This is a genomic window from Paracoccus niistensis, from assembly GCF_042432925.1.
Taxonomy (GTDB): domain Bacteria; phylum Pseudomonadota; class Alphaproteobacteria; order Rhodobacterales; family Rhodobacteraceae; genus Paracoccus; species Paracoccus niistensis.
The window spans coordinates 33,729-55,370 of the sequence record NZ_JBHLWE010000013.1; the positions used below are offsets into that span (position 1 = coordinate 33,729).

The 21,642-nt window shown below is 67.2% G+C and carries 23 protein-coding genes and 2 pseudogenes; 6 read left to right on the top strand and 19 right to left on the bottom strand.

What is annotated here, in order from left to right:
- Positions 1-117: 117 nt before the first annotated feature.
- The 7 genes from ACFFII_RS03835 to ACFFII_RS03865 form a co-directional block, all read right to left on the bottom strand.
- Positions 118-2,724 carry a molybdopterin-dependent oxidoreductase gene (locus ACFFII_RS03835; RefSeq protein WP_377697575.1) on the bottom strand — a complete coding sequence of 869 codons (2,607 nt, stop codon included), beginning with the start codon at positions 2,722-2,724 and terminating at the stop codon, positions 118-120.
- Positions 2,721-3,056, bottom strand: a complete 336-nt coding sequence (nirD, locus tag ACFFII_RS03840) for a nitrite reductase small subunit NirD (protein WP_036719273.1) — start codon at positions 3,054-3,056, stop codon at positions 2,721-2,723. The genes ACFFII_RS03835 and nirD overlap by 4 nt, the downstream gene beginning before the upstream one ends.
- Entirely contained in the window at positions 3,053-5,488 is a 2,436-nt protein-coding gene (gene nirB, locus ACFFII_RS03845; RefSeq protein ID WP_377697576.1) for a nitrite reductase large subunit NirB, read from the bottom strand. Before nirB ends, nirD begins: the two co-directional genes overlap by 4 nt.
- 23 nt (positions 5,489-5,511) lie before the next feature.
- Positions 5,512-6,741 carry an MFS transporter gene (locus ACFFII_RS03850; RefSeq protein ID WP_377697577.1) on the bottom strand — a complete coding sequence of 410 codons (1,230 nt, stop codon included), beginning with the start codon at positions 6,739-6,741 and terminating at the stop codon, positions 5,512-5,514.
- Positions 6,742-7,004: 263 nt separating this feature from the next.
- A complete protein-coding gene (locus ACFFII_RS03855) occupies positions 7,005-8,132 on the bottom strand; it encodes a CmpA/NrtA family ABC transporter substrate-binding protein (protein ID WP_036719282.1) in 1,128 nt (375 codons plus the stop codon).
- A complete protein-coding gene (locus ACFFII_RS03860) occupies positions 8,129-8,713 on the bottom strand; it encodes an ANTAR domain-containing response regulator (protein ID WP_377697579.1) in 585 nt (194 codons plus the stop codon). Before ACFFII_RS03860 ends, ACFFII_RS03855 begins: the two co-directional genes overlap by 4 nt.
- Before the next feature lie 317 nt (positions 8,714-9,030).
- Positions 9,031-9,321 (bottom strand): 4a-hydroxytetrahydrobiopterin dehydratase, encoded by a 291-nt coding sequence (locus ACFFII_RS03865; protein WP_377697581.1) that lies wholly within the window; start codon positions 9,319-9,321, stop codon positions 9,031-9,033.
- Positions 9,322-9,990: 669 nt separating this feature from the next.
- Here ACFFII_RS03865 and ACFFII_RS03870 point away from each other — a divergent pair.
- The 4 genes and pseudogenes from ACFFII_RS03870 to ACFFII_RS03885 all read left to right on the top strand — a co-directional run bounded on the left by ACFFII_RS03870 (position 9,991) and on the right by ACFFII_RS03885 (position 13,461).
- On the top strand, positions 9,991-10,179 hold the full coding sequence (locus ACFFII_RS03870) for a hypothetical protein (RefSeq protein WP_377697582.1): 189 nt from the start codon (positions 9,991-9,993) through the stop codon (positions 10,177-10,179).
- 695 nt (positions 10,180-10,874) lie between these two features.
- Positions 10,875-11,076: pseudogene (locus ACFFII_RS03875) on the top strand (transposase); the annotation flags it as partial.
- A 536-nt stretch (positions 11,077-11,612) separates the two neighbouring features.
- Positions 11,613-12,029, top strand: a complete 417-nt coding sequence (locus ACFFII_RS03880) for a YciI family protein (protein WP_377697584.1) — start codon at positions 11,613-11,615, stop codon at positions 12,027-12,029.
- Between the two features lie 196 nt (positions 12,030-12,225).
- Entirely contained in the window at positions 12,226-13,461 is a 1,236-nt protein-coding gene (locus tag ACFFII_RS03885) for an RNA polymerase sigma factor (protein ID WP_377697585.1), read from the top strand.
- Positions 13,462-13,562: 101 nt separating this feature from the next.
- On the opposite strand, the gene ACFFII_RS03890 is transcribed toward ACFFII_RS03885, so the two are convergent.
- The 8 genes from ACFFII_RS03890 to ACFFII_RS03925 form a co-directional block, all read right to left on the bottom strand.
- Positions 13,563-13,898, bottom strand: coding sequence for a 4a-hydroxytetrahydrobiopterin dehydratase (locus tag ACFFII_RS03890; RefSeq protein WP_377697586.1), 336 nt, complete (start codon positions 13,896-13,898; stop codon positions 13,563-13,565).
- Between the two features lie 288 nt (positions 13,899-14,186).
- Positions 14,187-14,408 carry a patatin-like phospholipase family protein gene (locus tag ACFFII_RS03895; RefSeq protein ID WP_377697587.1) on the bottom strand — a complete coding sequence of 74 codons (222 nt, stop codon included), beginning with the start codon at positions 14,406-14,408 and terminating at the stop codon, positions 14,187-14,189.
- The gene (locus tag ACFFII_RS03900) at positions 14,408-14,773 is read right to left on the bottom strand and encodes a patatin-like phospholipase family protein (protein WP_377697588.1); all 366 of its coding nucleotides are present in this window, start codon (positions 14,771-14,773) and stop codon (positions 14,408-14,410) included. The genes ACFFII_RS03895 and ACFFII_RS03900 overlap by 1 nt, the downstream gene beginning before the upstream one ends.
- Positions 14,773-14,907: a hypothetical protein gene (locus ACFFII_RS03905; RefSeq protein WP_377697589.1), complete on the bottom strand. Its 135-nt coding sequence runs from the start codon at positions 14,905-14,907 to the stop codon at positions 14,773-14,775. The genes ACFFII_RS03900 and ACFFII_RS03905 overlap by 1 nt, the downstream gene beginning before the upstream one ends.
- A 34-nt stretch (positions 14,908-14,941) precedes the next feature.
- Positions 14,942-15,250, bottom strand: a complete 309-nt coding sequence (locus tag ACFFII_RS03910) for a sigma factor-like helix-turn-helix DNA-binding protein (RefSeq protein WP_377697590.1) — start codon at positions 15,248-15,250, stop codon at positions 14,942-14,944.
- Entirely contained in the window at positions 15,232-15,660 is a 429-nt protein-coding gene (locus ACFFII_RS03915) for a sigma-70 family RNA polymerase sigma factor (RefSeq protein WP_377697591.1), read from the bottom strand. The genes ACFFII_RS03910 and ACFFII_RS03915 overlap by 19 nt, the downstream gene beginning before the upstream one ends.
- 22 nt (positions 15,661-15,682) lie before the next feature.
- The gene (locus tag ACFFII_RS03920) at positions 15,683-16,198 is read right to left on the bottom strand and encodes a cupredoxin domain-containing protein (protein WP_377697592.1); all 516 of its coding nucleotides are present in this window, start codon (positions 16,196-16,198) and stop codon (positions 15,683-15,685) included.
- On the bottom strand, positions 16,195-16,614 hold the full coding sequence (locus ACFFII_RS03925; RefSeq protein WP_377697593.1) for a hypothetical protein: 420 nt from the start codon (positions 16,612-16,614) through the stop codon (positions 16,195-16,197). Before ACFFII_RS03925 ends, ACFFII_RS03920 begins: the two co-directional genes overlap by 4 nt.
- Positions 16,615-17,086: 472 nt before the next feature.
- On the opposite strand from ACFFII_RS03925, the gene ACFFII_RS03930 reads away from it, so the two are divergent.
- Both ACFFII_RS03930 and ACFFII_RS03935 read left to right on the top strand, forming a co-directional pair.
- The gene (locus ACFFII_RS03930) at positions 17,087-17,404 is read left to right on the top strand and encodes a hypothetical protein (protein ID WP_377697594.1); all 318 of its coding nucleotides are present in this window, start codon (positions 17,087-17,089) and stop codon (positions 17,402-17,404) included.
- 115 nt (positions 17,405-17,519) lie between these two features.
- Positions 17,520-18,487 (top strand): annotated as a pseudogene (locus ACFFII_RS03935) (IS5 family transposase).
- Positions 18,488-18,961: 474 nt separating this feature from the next.
- On the opposite strand, the gene ACFFII_RS03940 reads toward ACFFII_RS03935, so the two are convergent.
- Genes ACFFII_RS03940 through ACFFII_RS03955 form a run of 4 tightly spaced genes read right to left on the bottom strand, consistent with a single transcriptional unit; the run spans position 18,962 to position 21,585 of the window.
- Positions 18,962-19,168 carry a GntR family transcriptional regulator gene (locus ACFFII_RS03940; RefSeq protein ID WP_377697595.1) on the bottom strand — a complete coding sequence of 69 codons (207 nt, stop codon included), beginning with the start codon at positions 19,166-19,168 and terminating at the stop codon, positions 18,962-18,964.
- A 51-nt stretch (positions 19,169-19,219) separates the two neighbouring features.
- Positions 19,220-20,008, bottom strand: coding sequence for a pyrroline-5-carboxylate reductase family protein (locus ACFFII_RS03945; RefSeq protein WP_377697596.1), 789 nt, complete (start codon positions 20,006-20,008; stop codon positions 19,220-19,222).
- A complete protein-coding gene (locus ACFFII_RS03950) occupies positions 20,005-20,613 on the bottom strand; it encodes a dimethylsulfonioproprionate lyase family protein (RefSeq protein ID WP_377697597.1) in 609 nt (202 codons plus the stop codon). The genes ACFFII_RS03945 and ACFFII_RS03950 overlap by 4 nt, the downstream gene beginning before the upstream one ends.
- 24 nt (positions 20,614-20,637) lie before the next feature.
- Positions 20,638-21,585: a LysR substrate-binding domain-containing protein gene (locus ACFFII_RS03955; protein ID WP_377697598.1), complete on the bottom strand. Its 948-nt coding sequence runs from the start codon at positions 21,583-21,585 to the stop codon at positions 20,638-20,640.
- Positions 21,586-21,642 lie beyond the last annotated feature (57 nt).

Consider the following 21,642-nt stretch of genomic DNA (forward strand, 5'->3'; position numbering starts at 1 on the left):
GGGATCGTGCGTCCGGGGCGGCGGTGTGAGGGCCGTTCCGGACGACCTGCTCGCCGCCGTTCATGATAACAATGCACGCCGGGAGACGTTCAGGACCATGTGGGATGTCTTCATCGACTATTCCGCCGCCATGGCGGGAACGGAGGCAACGGCGATCAGCGCGGCGATCTCGGGACGGCAGGCGCCGCATCCGGTGCCCGCACAGGTCGCGGCGGCGACCGCCGCCACGTCGCGGGCGCCCGCGTCGATGGCGGCGGCGATGCGGTTGCGGCCGACCCCCATGCAGGCGCAGAGGATCGGGCCCTCGTCCGGTTGATCCGTCCCGGCACGCGGGGCCAAGCTCTCCCGTCCGACGGGAGCGCCGATCCGCGCGATGACGCTCTCCCGGGCAAGGCTCACCGGCGTCGGCCCCGCGAACAGCAGTGCCCGGATCCGGCCATCCCTGACGAAGCAAAGCGTCGTCAGTTCACGCGCCGGGTCGTCGGACCGGATCAGTTCGGCGTCGGGCAGGCCGAAGAGGACACGGGCGATGGCCTCGGCGCCCTCGGACGGAGGGGTGAGCGCGGCCAGTTCGGCCGCAAGTCCGGTTTCGGTCTTGCGGCGCGCCCAGTAGGGCGTGGACGGGGCAAGGACGTCGTCGCTGACGGCGAAGGCGAACCAGCCTGCAGTCCACGGCGCGAGAGTCACGGCCGCTGCCTTGGATTCAGGCTGGCCGGAGAGCGGATCGGTCGCAGCGGCGATGACCGCGTCGATCCGGCCGGTGGGGGCGGTTTCGCCGGTCCAGTGCATCGGCGCGAAAAGCTGGCCGCTGGCGACGCGATCGGTGACGACGACGCGCAGGATCGCCCGGCCGGAGTCGCTGGTGACCTCGGCCAGTGAAAAGGGAGCCAGGCCCAGCCGAAGCGCATCCGCCGGGTTCACCTCGACGAAGGGCTCCCCTAGGTGCCTGTTCAGCCGAGGGGCGCGGCCGGTGCGGGTCATGGTGTGCCACTGGTCGCGGATGCGGCCGGTGTTCAGGCGGAAGGGCCGTTCGGGCGTCAGCCCCGCCGCGGGCGCGCGGGCGGTCACGGGAACCATGCGGGCGCGGCCGTCGGGGGTCAGGAAGTGGCCGTCCGCGAAGAAGCGGCCGCCTTGCCGGGTGGCGGTGAAGGGCCAGCGGAACGGCTCCATTGCCTCGTATTCGGCGTCAGGCATCCCGGCCTTGCCCGAGATGTCGAAGTCGCGCCCGAGCCCGCCCGCGATTCCCGACAGCGCCGCGTACTCGCGGAAGATCGCGGCCGGCCCGTCCCAGTCAAAGCCCCCAAAGCCCATCCGCCGTGCGACCTGCGCCAGCGCCCACCAGTCGGGCTGCGCCTGCCCCGGCGGTGGCAGGGCGGCGCGCTGGCGGCTGACCGTGCGGTCCGAGTTGGTGACGGTGCCCGACTTCTCGGCCCAAGCGGCGGCGGGCAGCAGCACATGCGCGAGCCGCGCGGTGTCCGTAGCCCCGGTCACGTCGCTGACCACCACAAAGTCGCAACTGGCGATGGCGGCGCGGACGGCATCGGCCTCGGGCAGGGTCACGGCGGGGTTCGAGTGGATGATCCACAGCGCCCTGATCCGTCCGTCACCCACCGCGCGGAACATCTCGACGGCCTTGAGCCCGGGCCGCTCGGCCATCCTTGGCGCGTTCCAGAAGCCCGCCACGGCAGCACGGTGGTCCGGGTTCTCCAGCGACAGGTGGCAGGCGAGCTGGTTGGCAAGCCCCCCGACCTCGCGCCCGCCCATGGCGTTGGGCTGGCCGGTGACGCTGAAGGGCCCCATGCCGGGCCGCCCGATCCGGCCCGTCGCCAGATGGCAGTTCAGGATCGCGTTCACCTTGTCGGTGCCGCTGCTGGACTGGTTCACGCCCTGCGAGAAGATGGTCACGACGCGCTCGGTCCGGCACCACAGGTCGATGAAGCGCGCCAGATCGGCGGGGGAAAGGCCGGTTTCGCCGCTTTCGGTGCGGGCCGCGGCAATCGCCTCATCGGCGCCTGTCACATGGGACAGGAAACCCGCATCGGTCAGCCCCCGTTCGGCGATGGCGGCCAGCAGGCGGTTGAACAGCGCGACATCCGCCCCCGGCGTGACGGCCAGATGCAGGCCGGCGGCCTCGGCCGTGACCGAGCGGCGGGGGTCGATCACCACGACCCGCGTGCCCCGCGCGGCGCGGGCGGCCTCGACCCGCTGCCACAGCACCGGATGGCACCACGCAAGGTTAGATCCGACGAGGACGACCAGATCGGCCTCGTCCAGGTCCTCATAGGTGCCGGGCACCGTGTCGGCGCCGAAGGCGCGGACGTGCCCCGCGACGGTCGAGGCCATGCAGAGCCGCGAGTTCGTGTCCACGTTGGCGCTGCCGATGAAGCCCTTCATCAGCTTGTTGGCGACATAGTAATCCTCGGTCAGCATCTGCCCTGAAAGGTAGAAGGCCACCGAGTCCGGCCCATGCGCCGCGATGGTCTGACGGAAGCGCGCGGCGACATGGTCGAGGGCGGTGTCCCAACCCGCCTCGGCCCCGTCGATCACGGGCGACACCAGCCGCCCCGACAGGCTGACCGTCTCGCCCAGCGCCGTGCCCTTGGAGCACAGCCTGCCGCGGTTGGCGGGGTGGTCGGGATCGCCCTTGACCGTCAGGCCACTCCCGGCCGGGCTCACGATCACCCCGCAGCCGACGCCGCAATAGGGACAGGTCGAGCGGATCATGCGACCCGCCTCGCCATCAGGCGCTCGGCGTCGATCAGCACCCGGCCGGCCTCCACCCGCGCCGGATAGGTCGCGACCGCGCCTGTGTCGGCGCCCTGCGCCATGCCGGTTTCCAGGCTGAACACCCAGGCGTGCAGCGGGCAGGTGACGGCATGGCCGTGGACGATCCCGTCCGACAGCGGCCCGCCCTTGTGGGGGCAGCGGTCGTCCAGCGCGAAGACCCGGTCGTCGAAGGTGCGGAACACCGCCACGCAGCCCTGCGCGGTCCTGACGGTGCGGGCGCCGCGTTGCGGGATGTCGTCCAGCGCGGCGATGTCGATCCAGATGGTCATTCGGCGGCCTCCAGCGAAAGATCGGCGACGGGGCGGAAGCGGCGCGCCGCGTCGGGGCGGGCACGCTCGGCCCAGGGGTCCTTCTGATAAACGCGCTGCGACAGGTCGAAGCGCTCGATCAGCCCGGCGCGGGTGGCGGGATCGGCGATCTGGTCGCGCACCCAGTCCAGCCCGACCTTGGCGATCCACTTGTAGGGCCGGTCGAGATACTTCGCGTGCTCGCGGTAAAGCTGGACGAATGCCACGGTGATCTCGATCGCCTCGGCCTCGGTCCCGGCCTTGAGCAACCGCTGCGTTTCCTTCACGTCCATGCCGGCCGCGCCGCCGACGCCGATCTCGTAGCCGGAATCGACGCAGACGATGCCCACGTCCTTGCAGGTGGCCTCGGCGCAGTTGCGGGGGCAACCCGAGACGCCCAGCTTGACCTTGTGGGGCGTCCAGGACCCCCACAGCCGCTGTTCCAGCGCGATCCCCAGCCCGGTCGAATCCTGCGTGCCGAAGCGGCAGAACTCGGATCCCACGCAGGTCTTCACCGTGCGCAGACCCTTGGAATAGGCGTGGCCCGACACCAACCCGGCGGCATTCAGGTCGGCCCAGATGGCGGGCAGGTCTTCCTTCCTGACGCCCAGCAGGTCGATGCGCTGGCCGCCGGTGACCTTGACCATCGGCACGTCGTATTTCTCGGCCGCGTCGGCGATAGCGCGCAGCTCGCGCGCGTTGGTGACACCGCCCCACATGCGCGGCACCACGCTGAAAGTGCCGTCCTTCTGAATGTTGGCGTGCAGCCGCTCGTTGACGAAGCGGCTCTGCGCGTCGTCGCGATAATCGAGCGGCCAGTCCGCCAGCAGGTAGAAGTTCAGCGCCGGGCGGCAGGACGGGCAGCCGCAGGAGGTGCGCCAGCCCAGTTCCTGCATCACCGCCGGCATGGATTTCAGCTCCTGCGCCTTGATCAGGCGGCGGACCTCCTCATGCGTCAGGTCGGTGCAGCCGCAGATCGGCTGGGCCGCAGGCTTCTGGAAGGCATCGCCCAGCGTCAGCGCCAGAACCTGTTCCACCAGCCCCGTGCAGGTCCCGCACGAAGCCGAGGCCTTTGTCTGCGCCCGCAGTTGCGCGATGTCGGTCGCACCGCCCTCGATCGCCTGCACGATCCTGCCCTTGCATACGCCGTTGCAGCCGCAGATCTCCGCCTCAGGCGGCAATGCTGCAACGGCTGCAAGAGGGTCCGACTGGACGCCCCCCGCAAAGGCCGGGCCGAAGATCAGCGTCTCGCGCGTGGCGCTGACGTCGGTGCCCTCCTTGATCTTCTGGAAGAACCAGTTGCCGTCGGCGGTGTCGCCATACATGACCGCGCCGATCAGGCGGTCGTTCTCGATCACCAGCCGCTTGTAGATGCCGCGGCCGGGGTCGCGGAAGACGATCTCCTCGCGGCCGGGGGCCTCGGCGAAGTCGCCGGCGCTGAACAGGTCGCAGCCCGTGACCTTCAGCTTGGTCGCCGTCTGCACCGGCCGGAAGGCCGCGTCGCCGCCGTTCAGCACATCCGCCAGCACCCGCGCCTGGTCGTAGAGCGGCGCGACAAGGCCGAAAAGTTGGCTCTCGAACTCGACGCATTCGCCAAGTGCGAAGATCGACGGGTCCGAGGTCCGCATCCGGGCGTCCACAGTGATGCCCCGCTCGACGTCCAGCGCGGCGTCGGTGGCGATGCGCACCTCGGGGCGGATGCCCACGGCCATGCAGACGAGGTCGGCGCCATAGACGGTGCCGTCCTCCAGCAGCACCGCCTCGACCCGGTCGCGGCCAAGGATCGCCTTGGTGGCGCCCTTGCAATGGACGCGGATGCCGCGCCGTTCCAGGTCCTTCTGCAGCAGGTAGCCCGCCGCCGGGTCGAGCTGGCGCTCCATCAGGTGGCCCATCAGGTGGATCACCGTCACGTCGGCGCCGCGCGCGGCCATGCCCGCCGCGGCCTCCAGCCCCAGAAGGCCGCCGCCGATCACCACCGCCTTCGCGCCGGGTCGGCTGGCGGCAATCATCGCGTTGGTGTCCTCGAGGTCGCGGTAACTCACCACGCCCGGAAGGTCGCGGCCCGCGACGGGGATGATGAAGGGGGCCGAGCCGGTGGCGATGACGAGCCTGTCATAGGGCGTCTCGCCGCCCTGCGACACCACCACCTTCCGGGCGCGGTCGATGCGCGTCACCGTCTCGCCGAAGCGGCAGGCGATGCCGCGGGCGGCATAGAAGCCGTCGTCATGGGTGACGATCTCGGCATAGGTCTTTTCGCCCGACAGCACCGGCGACAGCATCAGCCGGTTGTAGTTGCCGCGCGGCTCGGCGTTGAAGAGGGTGATGTCCCAACCCTCGGGAGCGCCGTCGAGCAGGTGCTCGATCATCCGGCCAGAGGCCATGCCGGCGCCGATGACGACAAGTCGCTGTGTCACGGGAAGTCCTCGCATCAGGGGGGTCATGCCGGCTGGCCTGCGGGCGCGCGGTCCAGCCGCCGCACGGTCAGGTGCATCCAGGCGAAGCAGGCGGCGACGATCAGGAACAGCACCATGAAGCAGCTGGACCACAGCCCCGTCGCGTCCTTGAGCCAGCCGAAGACGATGGGCAGGACGAAGCCGCCGAGGCCCCCGATCATGCCGACCATGCCCCCGACCGCGCCCACGTTCTGCGGGTAATAGACGGGGATGTGCTTGAAGACCGCCGCCTTGCCGATGGCCATGAACAGGCCAAGGACGAAGACCAGCGCGATAAAGGCGGCCGGTGCCATTGCCGTCTGGCCGGTGGGCAGCGACAGGGCAAGGGCAGCCAGCGCCGAGACGCCGAAGGTCCAGTAAAGCACGGCCCTTGCGCCGTGACGGTCCGACAGCGCCCCGCCCCAGGCCCGGAAGATCGAGCCGGGGATGGAATAGGCCGCGCCGATCAGGCCGGCGACGGCGACGTCGAAGCCGTAGACGCCGACCAGATAGCGCGGCAGCCACAGCGCCAGCGCGACAAAGCCGCCGAAGACGAAGAAGTAGTAAAGCGAGAAGCGCAGGACGCGGATATCGGACAGCGGCGCGAACTCGGCGGCGAAGCTGCGGGCCGGGGCCTCGCCGCGGCTGCGGGCGGCGGTGACGGGGTCTTCCTCGCTCAGCCACCAGAAGAGCACGGCGGTCGCGGCCAGCACCCCGGCGTAGACCTGCGCCGCCCCCTGCCAGCCCAGCGCGAGCATCAGGAAGGGTGCCGCGAACTTGGTCACGGCGGCACCGACGTTGCCGACGCCGAAGATCCCCAGCGCGGTGCCCTGCCGCCCGGCCGGGTAGAAGCGCGAGACATAGGCCACTCCCACCGCGAAGGACCCGCCCGCGATCCCGACGCCCAGCGCGGCGAGCAGGAACTGCGGATAGGTCTGCGCGAAGGACAGAAGGAATGTCGCCGCGGCGGCGGCCAGCATGGTCAGGGTGAAGACGGTGCGGCCGCCCAGGCGGTCGGTCCAGACGCCCAGGAGGACCCGGATCAGCGACCCAGTCAAAATCGGCATCCCGACCAGCAGGCCGAACTGCGTTTCGGAGAAAGAGAGCGTTTCGCGGATCTGCAGCCCGATGATCGCGAAGATCGTCCAGACGGCGAAGCAGATGGTGAAGGCCCCGGTCGAGAGGACAAGGGCGCGGGTCGGGTGGATGGCGGGGGAAACGGCGGGATCGGCCATACTTCGGGCTCCGGATGGCGTGGCATCGAAGAAAGCGGGCATGCGGGGGCCGCGACGGGCCGGCATGTCGGCGGTGAATGTCCAGGGGTCCGCGGCGTCGCGGAAGGGTGGCACCCGAGGTGCCGGAAGGCTGCGCCGTTGCAGGCTTCCTGTTCTGCAGGACAGCAGGCTTGCTGCGCTGCCGCAAGCGCGAGGGTGGAAAAACTTGGACTTAAGGATCGTCCTGCCCGCCCGCGCCGCGTCTTTGCGCAAACGCTGGGCAGTCAGTCCACCGGAGGATCAAAAATCCAGCCGTCGAAGAACCTGTCGGGTGCGAGAATCATCGTTCCGCGCTCGGATGCGACGGCGGTCGGGTGGGCCAGCGTCCCCTCGACCTTCATCGAGGCGCCGGGCAGGTCCGCGCCCGCCGCGCGCATGTGCTTGCGATACAGATCGGTGCGGAAGATGGCGGCGCCTGCGCGGCCGGCCGGTTCCTGCGGCAGGTCGAAGCGCCGGGCAAGCTGGGCGGCGATCAGCGCGCCGGTGCTGCGCCAGGGAAAGCTCGCGGCGCCGTCGTGAAAGGTGAAGAACGGTCCCGGCGGGGGGGCCAGGACAAAGGCGGTGCGGTCGGTCAGCGACGCTTCCAGCGTCTCGGCCGGCAGGCCCAGGTATTCGGGGCGCGACAGGATCTCGGCGGCGATGCCCCGGTTGCCTCGCCCGTCGAGCCAGCGCCCTGCCCGCCAGACCGCCCGCATCAGCGCCCCGGCCGCCTCGGGGCGCGCTTCGGCCCATCCTGCCCTTGCCGCCAGCACCTTTTCCGGGGGCGCGGCCCAGATCGAGCGCCCCGAGGCAAGGATCGTGCCCACCCCCGCCTCGGCCGCAACGGTGCCCCATGGCTCGCCCACGCAGAACAGGTCGATCTCTTTTCCCGCAAGGGCGGCAGCCATCTGCGGCGGGGGCACGGTGCGGATCTCGATCCCCGGCCCCAGCCAGCGCGCCATCAGCAGCGCGTGGGTCGAGAAGGTGAAGGGCACGCCGATGCGCAGGCGGGGCCCGGCCGCCGACCGGATGGCTCCGGCCGCCTGCGCCGCATCCGTCAGCCGCGGCAGGTCGCGGGCCAGCGCGGCCGAGGCCCCGATCACCTGCCCACCATGCGACAAAACCATCAGCGCCTCGACCGGCGGCAGCGAGGGCAGAAGCCCCATCGCCCGCGCCACTGCCATCGGCGCCAGCATATGCGCCGCCTCGACCGCCCCGGCGGCCAGGAAGTCGCGCAGCAGCGCCCATGACCGCGCCTGCACAAGCTCGAGCGCGATGCCCTCGGCGGCCGCAAATCCCATTTCCCGTGCAATGATGACAGGCGCGGCATCGGTGAGCGGCACCCAGGCGACGCGGAGGGTTCCGATGCTCATCCCAGAAGCCCTGCCGCCGTCACCAGCGCCGCGGCGACCTCGGCCAGCTTCTTCTTCTGGTCCATGGCGGTCTTGCGCAGCAGCGCATAGGCCTCCTCCTCGGGCAGGCCACGCGCCCGCATCAGGATGCCCTTGGCGCGGTCGATGACCTTGCGCTCGTCCAGCGCGCGGCGGGTGGCCTCAAGTTCCAGCCGCAGCCGCCGCACCGTGGCGAACTGGGCGATCGCAAGGTCGATCACCGGGCGCAGCACTTCGGGACGGACATCCTCGGCGACATAGGCCGAGACGCCCGCCTCGATGGCCGCGCGCATGAAGGCGGTGTCGCCGCCGGGCGCGAACAGGGCGACCGCGCGTTCCTTGGGCGAGGTCGCGACGGCCATTTCCTCGATCACGTCGCGCGAGGCATGGGCGACGTCGATCAGCACGACATCGGGGTCCATCTCAGCGATCCGGCGGTCAAGACCGCTCGTGTCGGCCAGGATCACAACCCGGCAGGTGCCATCCGAGGCCAGCGCTTCGGCAACGGAATGTGCGCGCGTCTCGTCGGATTCGATCACGAGGATGTTCAGCTGCCTGTCCATGGGAAAAGCCAAGGCATCTGGAAGCGGCGAACGCAACTCGTCGTCGCATGTGCGGCACGCAAGCCTGTCGACAAGGCAACCGCCTGCCGACATCTTGGGCAATGGTGCCGCCACATGGAGCCACCAAAAGAATGCTGCCCGGCGTGCAGGCAGGGCAACGCGGTCTTTTGACCTTCTTGCGAACGGCAAGACGGAGCTGTCCTGAACACAGCGTCTGATCCTCTACTGCTTCCGCCGCAATCGTTCGGAGATGCGGCTCAACATCTCGGTGCGAATGGATAAATCAGCGATCGCGCCGAGCAGGCCGCGTTAGCGAGTCAATGGTCAGAGATTGCGTTCAGCCGTGCGGCGCAGATCAGGTCATTCTCGGTCAGCCCGCCCGCACCATGTGTGATGAAGGTCACCTCGAAGTAACCCCAACCGAAGCGCACGTCCGGGTGATGCCCTTGGGTCCCGCCTAGCCATGCGGCCAGGTTCACCATCTGCACGGCCCGTGCGAACCCCTTGAACTCCCATCGACGGGTCAGCGCCCGGCCGTGGGCGGCAAGTGTCCAGCCGGGCAGCGTGGCAAGGGCCTTTTCGGCCGTGCCTGCATCCATGGGCGGCATGGCTCCGGTGCAGGGGGTGCAGGTGCGGGTCGCAAGACGCTCATGGTGCAATGCCACGACGAAAGGCGAGGGCAATGCAAGGATGTTGCCGAAGCCTCCATGCCCGCCGGCGTGCCTGGAGCGGCAGCGATCAGTCATGAGCCCGGCGATCTTCGACGCGCGGCGTGGAACCGGCCCTGGACGTCGGTTGAGGATCGGGGCCTGCTTCGTCTGCCGAGCCCTTGTTGATCCTACTGAACCAAGCGCCTACCATTTACGGACCGACAGAAGGAGATCGATGCTCAGAGGCTTGGATTGCGTTGCGGGCCACCGTGAAAAGTTCCTGTCTGAGATGCTGCAGCACACATGAAGGACCGCTTTGGGGGAGCTACGCCGTTTCGCGGTGCCGGGCTCGAACGGCTGCTATGGGCCGACCGGCTCGGTGGGCCGGTCGGCAGGTGTTCAAAGGTCGATGCTCGGAGAGGCTCAGCGCGACCTCGGTCTCGAGGTAATGGACCGTGCTGTCCATCTTCGTGTGGTCGTGGGACACCCGGCCATCTTTCGGCCTAGGGCCGGTGACGTGGGCGATGCGATCGGCCGGGTCATGAGGGCGTAGCACCGGCAGCCTTCGCGGGCTTATGAAACAAAATCCTGCTCCAGCCGTTCTTCCCGTGTCACAGGAGGAGTATCATGTCCCAGCGACTTCCACCCGTCCCGCCGGAGAACCGCAGCGACAAGGGCCCAAGCGAGCCTGCCGCCGGCAATGACCGGACGGATGCCAACATCCCCGACCCGCGCCACCGCAACCTGGACCAGCAGGGACGGCAGGGCAACATCAAGCAGAACACGACCAACCAGGGTCTCCAGCAGGACCGGTAGAGCAATGTCCACATCCGACAAAACCGAGGCCGCCAACCGCCATCACGGCGGTCCCGGCAGCAGTCATCAGCGCAGCGATCTGCCCGATCCAACCAAGGATCGTGGACCCAAGCCAGGCGAGCCGACCAACGGCCCGGACTCAGATGTCTCGGGCGGAGGTGGCGTGCGCGACAGTCACCATACGCATGATCCCGACACGAAGGGCGGAAACTAGGCGTTTGATCTCGGGGTTCGACGGCGGTCCTCCAGCACTTGGAGGTCGCCGTGAACTGCATGGCATCAATCGAAGCCGGGCGCCGGGTTCGTTCCGGCAGCCCCTATGAGCCAGATTGCGCGGGTAGTCGGCACCCGATCTGTTCTCGAGCTTGCACCGGGGAGACCCTAACCCTGCAGTGGTGCCGATCGCTTACGCTTCCCTCCCCCATGGAGCGCGGTCTCTCACGGCCGGTTGCCCGGCGCCGCGCCTGACCTTCTCGGGACTCCGTCTTGCAGATGCTCCCTTACGATCAGCCGGGCGCCGCGTTCATAGGTAGCAAAATCTTCAGTTGACCGTGGAGCGTGGTATGAACTTCACGACAAGTGTGACCTGAGAGCGCAACCCAGCTCCCCATCGACCAGAAGGTTCAGGCGTTCACGGTGCCACAAGGTGGCTTCGAGCCATTGCTGCCGTCCAGGTTGCGGTTAGATGGTGCCCCACGCCTCGCATCGCACAGCGAGGCATGGACAGCAGCGAAAGGCTGGGCCGGCACGATGGGTCGTCGAGCGAACGCCGGCATGGCTCAACCGCTTTCGCCGCCTCGCCATCTGGCTCATGAGCGACGCACCGACATACACGAGGCTTTCGTGATCCTCGGCTGCGCCCTCATCTGCCTCAACCAGGCGAGAAGGTTTTGCTAGGTGTTCTAAGCCTCTTGGAGGCAAAGCGGTCACATCTGCACTCAAGGTGCCGCTCCCCATGTGCTGCGAACGGCAGCTTTCGTCCGCATAGCGGCAGTTGGCCATCCTGCTTCGCTGCAACCCGGTCGAACGCCCGTTTTGAGAAGGTCGCACTGCAATACCCAGCACACTTTGACCGTCCGCCGAAGGCCGAATACAGCTACTTACGCAGGGCGCCCGGACGCGGGCTTCGGATGAGAACGGCGAGCAAGGCGCATGCTCTTGCCAGTCAACCTCTCCCCCTCGTCGCCCTACCGAGCAGATCAAAATCAGCCGCGCTCCGGGTCCACCGCGCGAAGGGCGTTTTTCGCAGATGTCGCATGGTCGACGTCGTCAAATTGGTTGGGGCTTAAACGGCTACGCATAGCGCGCCATGGTGCAGATGGCCCGGGCGAAAAAACCTTTTCTGCGATGTCGGGATCACCGGCCGTGCTACGTCTTTATCTCTGGAAGGCGACTATTGCCGGAACCACCAAGGGAGAAGACCGATGCGCGTGATGGTATTCGTGAAGGCGACCGAGGACAGCGAACAGGGCGTGATGCCCTCGGCCGAGATGTTGGAGGCGATGGGCAAGTTCAACGAGGAGCTGGCCGAGGCCGGGATCATGGTTGATGGGGATGGGCTGAAGCCCTCCTCGCAGGGCAAGCGGATCGCGTTCGATGGGCCGTCGCGGCTGGTCATCGACGGCCCCTTTGCCGAGACCAAGGAACTGATCGCGGGCTACTGGCTGTGGAACGTGCGCGACATGGACGAGGCCATCGCCTGGGCCAAGCGCTGCCCCAATCCGATGCCCGGCCCCAGCGAACTGGAAATACGCCCTCTCTACGAGATGGAGGATTTCGCCGAGAGCCTGACGCCGGAACTCGTGGAACTGTTCAGCCAGACGGACGGGAAGCTGGCAAAGGACAGGTGAGTAGGAAGGAGGGCGGCTCTCTAGGGTCGAGGGCGAAGTGCTCCACGCGCTCCTTTCCCATAGGAAGGAGGCCGCCATACCCGCCCGGTCCGGCTTGCGGATGCAGCAGGCCGGACCCGGGCCGAGTGGCGGTCCCTTGGGCGCGACAGCGGTCTGTCAAATGCCCTCGATCACCTATCCAATGGAATTGGGACTGATGACACGGACACCTGACCCGAGTTGGATCGAGGCTCGCCTGGTAGGGGCGCGTCCGCGCGTGCTGGCCGCGCTGTTGCGCTGGTTCCGCGATCTCGATCTTGCCGAGGAGGCCTTCCAGGAGGCCTGCCTGCGCGCCCTGAAGAACTGGCCCGAGAAAGGCCCGCCTCGGGATGCGGCGGCCTGGCTGATCATGGTGGGGCGCAACGCTGCACTGGATCAGGTGCGGAAGGCGCGACGCCTGAGGCAGCTTCCTTCCAACGATCCGGCCTTCGACCGCGCGACCGAAACCGATCTGGCCGAGCGGCTTGACGCGGCCGATTGCCGTGATGACATTTTGCGGCTGCTGTTTGTCTGCTGTCACCCAGAACTGTCCATGACGCAGCAAATCGCGCTGGCGCTGCGGATCGTTTCGGGGCTGCCGGTCGCTCGGATCGCCGCGGCCTTCCTTGTCAGCGAGGCTGCCATGGAACAAAGGATCACGCGTGCCAAGGCGCGCATCGCCAAGGCCGACATCCCCTTTGAGACGCCCGGTCCCGCCGAGCGTGCCGAGCGGATCGCGGCAGTCGCGGCAATGATCTATCTGGTCTTCAACGAGGGCTATACCGACGCTCACCCCTCCAGCGAACGCGCGAGCCTCTGCGGCGAGGCGATCCGGCTGGCACGCCTCGTGCTGCGGATGTTTCCGGCCGAACCGGAGCTGATGGGATTGCTGGCGCTGATGCTGCTCCAGCACTCCCGGCACAGGGCGCGCTTCGACGCTGCCAGGGCCGTGATCCTGCTCGAGGATCAGGACCGCTCCTGCTGGGACCGCCGGATGATTGGTGAGGCACTCGCCCTGCTGGGCAAGGCGATGCCGCACCATCGACCCGGCCCCTACCAGATCCAGGCCGCGATCGCGGCGCTGCATGCCGGTGCCACCTGTCCCAAGGACACTGACTGGGCCGGAATCGAGCGCCTCTATCAGGCGCTGGAAAGGCGCGCACCGTCTCCTGTCGTCACGCTGAACCGGGCCGTCGCGATCCTGAAGCTGCAGGGGCCCCAAGCAGCACTTGAGATCGTGGAGTCGCTGGCGGCAGCACTGGACGGCTATTTCTACCTCCACGGGCTGCGGGGCACCCTGCTGCGCGAGCTTGGGCGCGGCGGTGAGGCTCGCGAAGCATTCGGCCGCGCTATCGCGCTGGCCAGCACCGCCGCAGAAGCCGCGCATATCCGCCGGCAACTGGACCAGCTTTGATCATCTCGCGGAGTGCGTTGGGGCAGTGCCTTCAGTCAGGAAGGCCACGAACAGCTCCATACCCGTGCCTTCCCGTAGGCAGTTCCGAAGCTCTTGAACTATCAGGAAGCGGTGATGGCGTTCAGCCGGGCCGCGCAGATCAGGTCGTTCTCGGTCAGCCCGCCCGCGGCATGCGTGGTGAAGGTCACCTCGCAGTAACCCCAGCCAAAGCGCACGTCCGGGTGATGCCCTTGGGTCTCGCCCAGCCATGCGGCGAGGTTCGCCATCTGCACGGCCCGTGCGAAGCCCTTGAACTCCCACCGACGGGTCAGCGCGCGACCGTCGGCGGCAAGGGTCCAGCCGGGCAACCCGGCAAGGGCCTGCGCCGCCGCGCCCAAGTCCATGGGCGACAGGGCGCCGGTGCAGGAGGTGCAGGTGCGGGTCGCAAGATCGCTCATGCCTCCATGTCACGTCGAAGATGAGGTCAATGCAAGGATGCTGTGGAAGGCTGCATGCCTTGGGGCGTGCCTTGAGCAGCTGAGATCAGTCATGGTCGCGGCGATCTTCAGAGAGAGGCATGAAAACGGCCTTGGAAGTCGCTTGAGGACCCGGCCAGCGGGCAGAGCGTGCGGCAAGGTGGACCATTACGCCCGCGGGCATCATCTCGATCTCGTGTCTCAGCTGGGCCGCGATCAGCAGCGTCACGGCATGCAGCATGCGCGCGATGGCGCCGCGTGGAGGCTCGCTCAAGGCGCAGGCATAGCCGGTGGGAAGCACGGTGATCTGCCAGCGCCCAGTTCGGCGGCGACCCGCAGCGGCGTGTTCCCGGCGATCGCCCCGTCCATTAACTGGCTGCCATCGATGGTGACCGGCGGAAGTATTCCCGGCACAGCCGAACTGGCCATGATCGCCTCCACGACGGGCCCTTCGGAAAGTCGCACGCTCGCGCCTTGCTGATCCGTCGGCATCACATGCAAGGGCAGGCGCGCTCCTCAATCCGTGCAAAGGAGAGATGGGCTTCCAGCACGCGTCGCAGCTGGGATGGGTCGACAATGCTCCCCGATCCGCGCACGACCTCGAGCAGGCCCGACGGCGACAGCGGGAAGATGTCGGCCCGGCGCAATCCGCACCAGATCTGTGCAAGTTGCTTCACCCCCGCCAGATCCGGCGCCCCCGCGAAATGGGCGGCGTTAAGTGCGCCGACCGATGAGCCGATGACAAAGTCCGGCCTCAGCCCCGCTTCGGTCAGCGCCAGCGGCATGCCGATCTGAACTGCTCTCAGGCTGCCGCCATCGGCGAGGACGAAGGCTGTCCTTGAATGCTCACCGGCCATCAGATCCAGCTCGCGGAATGCGGCCTTTGCTTGAGGGCCTCGACATCGCGGCCGATTGTGGCGGCGGCAAGGGTTGTGCCATGCAAGGGGTAGCCGACGCAGATGTCGTGTGCAGCAATGTCGTCGTCGTTCATCGGCTCCTCCTTGCAAGCGCTTCGCTGCGGCGATCTAAACCGGAGGGTCGGACCAGCACGGATCCGCCTTCAGCAAGGCCACCACGCGATCCGCCATGCCGACGCAGCGCTTCCCGTCGAAGGGAAAGATCGTGTCGAAGCCGCCCCTGATCCGGCCGGTGATGATCCGCCGCAGGCGATAGCGGGCACGCATCAGCCGCGTCTTGACCGTGCCAAGCGGCAGCGACAGGTCGAGGGCGATGTCGCCCAGGCTCAGCCCGGCCGCCTCGTGCATCAGGAACACCAGCCGGAGATCGGAAGGCAGTTCACTGACCGCGGCCTCGATCAGGGCCCGCGTCTGCATCCGGCCAATGCGGCGTCGGTCGGCTCGTGCTCGGTGCCGGGAAAGGGCAGCACGTTGGCGTTGCTCAGGTCGGTTTCATTTACCGTGTCGTATTCCTGCCCTGCCCGATGCTTGCGCAGCCGCATGGCCGCACAGTTCAGCGTGATGCGGGTGATCCAGGTCGAGAACCGGGCCGCGTCGCGAAAGCTGTCGAGATGTGTGAAGGCGGCCAGCCAGGCATCCTGCACGACTTCCTCGGCCTCGGCGTCACTGGGCATCAGCCCGCGTGCGATCCGGAACAGCCGCCCGTTCAGGCGCCGGATCAGTTCCCGCACCGCTGTCTCGTCGTGCTCCCGGGCCGCTGCCACCAGCGCGGCCTCGGACAGCTGCCGCTCGGCGGAAAGAGGCATCGATCTGCCGGGTTCGCTCATGTCCAGCCTCCTTCCTGCGGCATTACTGCTCCACGCTCGAGAATAGCATCGACTGGCGGAAATGCGGCCAAGGCGGCTTCGGGCAGATCCCCTGCATCTGCTGCCGGGCCCTGCCACATTGGATCGCGGTCCGGTCGGCCGACAACGATCCGGGCCACCATGCCGGCATGCTCATGCGGCTGGCAGTAGAGGTCGTAGACCCCGGTATGGTCAACGTGACCTCGAACTCCTCGTCGGGGAGGAGCAGGCCGCTGTCCCAGGGCCTTGCCGTATCGGGGATGCGCCGGAGCCGGTCCAGGATGTCGGGGTGATAGGCGGTCGCGGCGTGGCTGTTGCCCGCATCGCGGTTGACGAAGCGGATGGTCGCGCCCGGCGCGACGGCAAGGCCCACCGGCACGAAGGCGACACGTTCGCCTCGCGGACTGCCCTTCATCTCGATCAGCAGCGGCCGGGCCGCCCCTCCGAGACGGCGCGGTGCCTGGGCGGCCAACAACATGGCCGCCCCTCCAGGGATCAGCCATCGGCGGTTCATGGTCATTCCGCCAGCCGCGCCTTGGCTTCCGCGTCATGGTAGAGCACAACATGGGCATGCGGTTTCTCGACCCCGGGATGGCCGGCGTTGTAATAGACGTCTACCGAGGTGACGGTGCCGTTCCCGACCGCGAGGTCGTTGAAGGCGGTGCCGCCCTCCAGGTCCTCGATCGGCGTCATGTAAATCTTGGCCGAGAGCTTGCCGTCATGATCGTAGCCGAGGAAGGGCCCGGCCGGCAGGCTGGCCGGATCGACATAGAGCGTGCCGAGACCCGGCAGGAAGTCCGGCAGCGTGACAAGCTCGCTGACCTTCTGGAAGGGCGCGGCAGGGCGGGCAGTATCGGTCACCGTCTGGGCGGCTGCCGACAGTGGCAGGGCGCCCAGAAGGATGGAGGCGGCGAGAACAGGGAAGGACCGGAACATAGGAGTTACCTTTCCGTTGCGGGCCGGATTCGCCCGGCCTCACTCCACTGGATGCAGTTCGGCCGGAAAGGTTCGCGTTCATGGGTTGCTGTCTGGGACGCAGTCTGCAAACGGGCAGGAAAGATTTCTGGGGATAAAGGTTGGACCTCGGCTGCGGCACCGGGGCGCTGACCGAGGCTGTCCTTCGCCAATGCGCTCCGCGTCATGTGCTCGCCCCCGATCCCCGACTAACAGAGTGTGGCTTCCCGGATGTTCCGAAAATTTCTTCGTGCTGGCTTTAAAAAAGAATCTAGGCTGCTCGCAGCTGGTGCGCTTCCCATGCCGCCGTAGCCCGGAAATTTCCCACAATCTTGCGGGATTCGGCTCCCAATCTATTGCGCCGGCGCCACGGACAGGGATGCGCTTCACAAAGTGCTTGGTTTTCCGCCGCCGTCGACAAGATGCCCTTGAGAGAGCAACAAGGATCTTCGGCATGAGCGCCCGGGAAAGTGTCACCTTCCGATTGACCAAGGAACAGCGCGAACAGCTGGATCGCCTTGTGGCGGCATCTGGCCAGACGCAGAACAGCTATATCCTGTCCTGTGTCCTTTCCTCCGGGGGAGGCCGGACGTTCGCCGATGTCGAGCGCAGGCTTGGAGAAGTCGGATTTCTCCTGAATGCCGTCATCGAACAGCTGCTTCAGAATAAATGGCCGGACTCGAAAAAGGCGATTACTTCGCTGATGCGCCAATACGACCGCTTGGTAGATCGTGTCATTCTGGGATTGAACATCGATGCGCTCGATCGTTAAGCAGCACGACAGCGCATCGGTTCCGGTGGGCTACGCACTGGAGCGCGGGGCGTTGTTGCACAACGACCGAGCTGGGGGCCTCGCGTAGGGGCTCTGGCTGTTTATCTGCCTGGGCATGAGCAAGCCTGCACCTTCGCGCTACCGCACGACAAACTGGTCCACCTACAATGCCGCGTTGCGCCGGCGAGGCTCGCTGCTGGTCTGGCTGGACCGCGAGATGGAGTGGCTTGCGGCTGCGAGCCGCCGGCCGGGTCGACCGCAGATCTTCTCCGATGCCGCCATCCAGTTCTGTCTCAGCATCAAGGTTCTGTTTGGCCTGGCGCTGCGGCAGAGTGAGCGGCGCTGCGCCATCGGTCTGAGCAAGCCGCGAACGGTATGGTGGCGGGCCTGCTGGCGATGGCGGGTCTGGACTGGCCGGTGCCCGACTACTCCACCCTGTGCCGGCGACAGAAGACCGTCACCGTTCAGATCCCCTGCCGCCGCTCAGGGAGCCTCTGAACCTGCTGATCGACAGCACCGGCGTGAAGATGCGCGGCGATGGTGAGTGGCGGGTCCGCAAGCACGGGCCCAGTCGCCAGAGGCAGTGGCGCAAGGTGCATCTGGCCATGGATGCGGCCACCGGGGACATCCGGGCGGTCGAGTTCACGCCCAGCCGCGCGGGCGACAGTCCCGTGCTCCCGGACCTTCTCGAGCAGATCCCACGGAGCGAACAGATCGGCAGCATGACGGCCGATGGGCCTTCGACACCCGTCGCTGCCACACCGCCATCGTCGAGCGGGTCGCCACGACCATCATCCCCATTCGCCGCAACGGCAGAACCTGGAAAGAGGACTGTCCCGCCGCCAAGGCGAGAAACGAGATCCTGCGCGCGTCCAAGCGCTTTGGACGCGCTTGTCTCGGAAGCGCTGGACGGGGTGTCACGTCCGAAGTCGGATCGAAGCGCAGATGCGCCGGCTCAAAGCCTTCCGCGAGCGCATCGCCTCACGAGACCCCGACCGCCAGACAGCCGAGATCCACATCCGCATCGCCCTGATGAACCGCTTCTCGGCCCTCGGCAGGGCCGAGATCGTGCGCGTCGCCTGAAACCAAGGGGAAAGGGGCAAACTTGCCCTCAGCCCAAGTTGTGCAATAACGCCAGGTCCACAGGGCAGGATACGAGACCTTCGCCGACGTGGGCGCTCGCTTGCCGATGCTCATTGAACAGATCTACAACGCGAAACGACTACACTCAGCCCTCGGCTACCGAACTCCCGAGGAATTCGAAATCCTGTTCGCCCGGAAGGCGGCTTAGTTCGGATGGCGCGATGTGGTCCAGCCCGGGGGGGTCACTCCAAACCCGGGTCAGTTCCGCGTGGAAATCAACACCCTGGGGCGGAGGACGGGTGATGGTCCTCACTCCGGAACGAGGCTTCTATCATGCGTCTGATCGGTGCGGTGCTGTTCGAATAGAACGACGAGTGGCAGACCTCGAGCCGCTACATGATGGTCGAGGCCTTTGTCCGGATCGACAAGGAGGAGATCGACTCCATTCCCAGTCTCACGACCAAGGCCGCCTGATCATGACCTCAGGCCATCTGGGGAATTAAACCACATTGACGGACGTGACCCCAGGTCCTCGTTGCCGCTTTCGTTGAAGATCGTGAAGTGGAATTCTTGGTTCAGCTTCAGGTAGCCCTTGGTGTCCTGATCGGTCTCGACGCCGCACATCCGGCCATCAATCCCGCGCAGTTTCCCGGCGATCTGCGGGTTGCCATGCATGGCCATCGGCCGCGCTCCTCTTTCAGCCGGAGAGTTCCAGCTTCGAAAGATCCGGTCTCAGGGCTCAGGACCATCCATGTGGCGGGCCTTCATGACAGCCGCTTCCAGAGCAGTCTGAATTCCCGAGACGAAACCTGCAGATCGCGCTGCATTAATGCCTGCAGCCGTGGTGCCTTCATAGGCAAGATAAGCCTCAATTATTTCGGGCGCCTGGCTGATCCGCCCGGCCAGAAGCTGGGGCGCGTCGCAGATCACGGCTTCGGCCGCGCGCCAGGCGACAGTCTCTGCAATGCCGTTGGCCTGCAAGAAGTCGGCCAGTGCCGTTGCAAGAAGCGCCGGATAGGCGGTGCCCGAACCGGGAACGGCGGTCATCAGGTCAAGATGGCTTTCCTGCTGCAGTTCGTCCTCGCTGCCGATCGCCGAGAGCAGCCATCGGACCGCCGCCCGATCCGTGTCGGTCACACCCGAACCGGCGATCCAGGGGGAATAGGATCGGCCGATCTCGGCCGCCGCATTCGGCATCGCCCTCACGATCCTTCCCCGGCAGGCAGCAAGCCGGGCAAGCTCTGCGCCGGCCATGAAGGACACCACCAGCCGACCGGGCGCCATTAGTTTCAGCGCCGGCCAGTCCTGCGGCCGGACCGAGACCACCACGAGGTCACTGCACGCGACCAGGTCGTCCACATCCCGCGCCCATGTCACATCCGCATGACCGTGGTAGTCCGCCCGGGGACCGCTGCGGTTCAGCAGCACCAGTTCGGCCGGCCCGAGTATCCCCCGCGCAAGAAGCTGCCCGCCCAGCGCCGAGCCGAGCCAGCCGGTGGCCCCGATGATGCCGACCCTCATGCCGCAATCGCGCGGTCGTTCCACAAGGCCCAGAGCGCCAGCAGCGGCGTATCGCCGGATCGCATCGCGTGCTGGATGCCCGGCGTGTTGTAGAAGGACCCGCCGACACCGGGCGAGAACCAGTCCCTGTCCTCTTGCCGGAACTCGCCGTTGGAAAGGACGAGATAGGTTTCCTCGGGCGCGTGGTCGTGGTCGGGATAGCGCACATGCGGCGCCAGAAGCGACACGCCGATCCAGATGTCGTTGCGCTGCTCGATCCCGCCCGGGCCGACGAAGACGGCATTCGCATGCGAGGTCGGGAAATTTGCGCTGGCCGTCTCGTTGGTGCCTCGGGGGCGCCACTCCAGCGCCGGCTCGACCGCGCGGAAGGCCTGCGCCAGGGGGCCGAGGCCGGGGTGGGCCGAGAGCGAGTCCAGCATCAAGTCGAGGTGCTCGCAGACGGGCTGGCGGCTGCCCGGATCCTCGCGCTGCGGCTCGACCCGCCCGGCGGCAGCGGCGATCCGGCGCAGCGAGGCGCGGGCCTCCTCGCCCGGCGCGCGCCGGGCCAGGGCCTCAAGGGTCACATCAAGAAATCGTTGCAGTTCCGGGTTGCGGGTGTCGGTCATCGTCCTCTCCTCCACGCTCACGCATCACGTTAGGGACGGCTGCCGGTCGCGTCCATCCGCAGCCTCGGCCTCCCGCGCCATGCCGGACAGCCAGTCGAGGAACAGTTCCGTCACCTGCTTGGGCTTGCCCCGATGCGGCAGGACGACGTGATAGCCGTCGCTGGTCGTGGCGACATGGGGCGTCAGGCGCACGAGCCGCCGCTGCTCGATCAGGTCTGGGATCAGCCGCGCCCAGCCGAGCGAAATTCCCTGCCCCGCCAGCGCCGCGTAGATGGAATCGGTGAAGGAACTGCAGACCATCTGCGCGCCGCGTCTAGGCATCTCGGCGCCGAAGGCGGACAGCCAAGCCTCCCACCCGGTCCAGACGGGATCATGGGACTGGTGCATGATCAGCGGATGCCGGACCAGTTGCTCCAGGTGGTCGATCGGGCCGTGAGCCTGCAGGTAGTCGGGGCTGCAGATTGGATAGACCTCGTCGCGGAACAGCAGGATCGACCGGCCGTCGGGCCAGAGTCCGTTTCCATAACGAATTGTAACATCCACCTCGCCCCGGCCGAGGTCCACGAACTCATCCTGCGCCACGATCCGCAGCTTGATCCCGGGGTGCTCGCGGCTGAAGCGCGAGATGCGTGGCAGCAGCCAGAAATGCGAGAAGCCGACCGAAGCCGAGATGGCCAGTTCGTCCTGCGCCGAGTTTTCGCTGACCTCGGCGATCGCGTCCGCCACCAGCGTCAGCGCGGTGCTGGCGGCGGTCGCAAGCGTCTGGCCCTTTTCCGTCAACTCGATGCGGCGGTGCAGGCGACGGAAGACGGGAAAACCAAGCGTGTCCTCCAGCAAGTGGATCTGGCGGCTGACAGCGGCCTGGGTCACCCCAAGCTCGGCCGCGGCTCGGGTAAAGCTGCGCAGCCGCGCCGCGGATTCGAAGGTCACCAGCGCGGTCAGCGGCGGCAGCCTGCGGCGCAATCCCGACATGATCCCGGCTCTCTTTCGCTGCGGCGATTCGCCGCCTTGCCATAACTTCCGTTCATG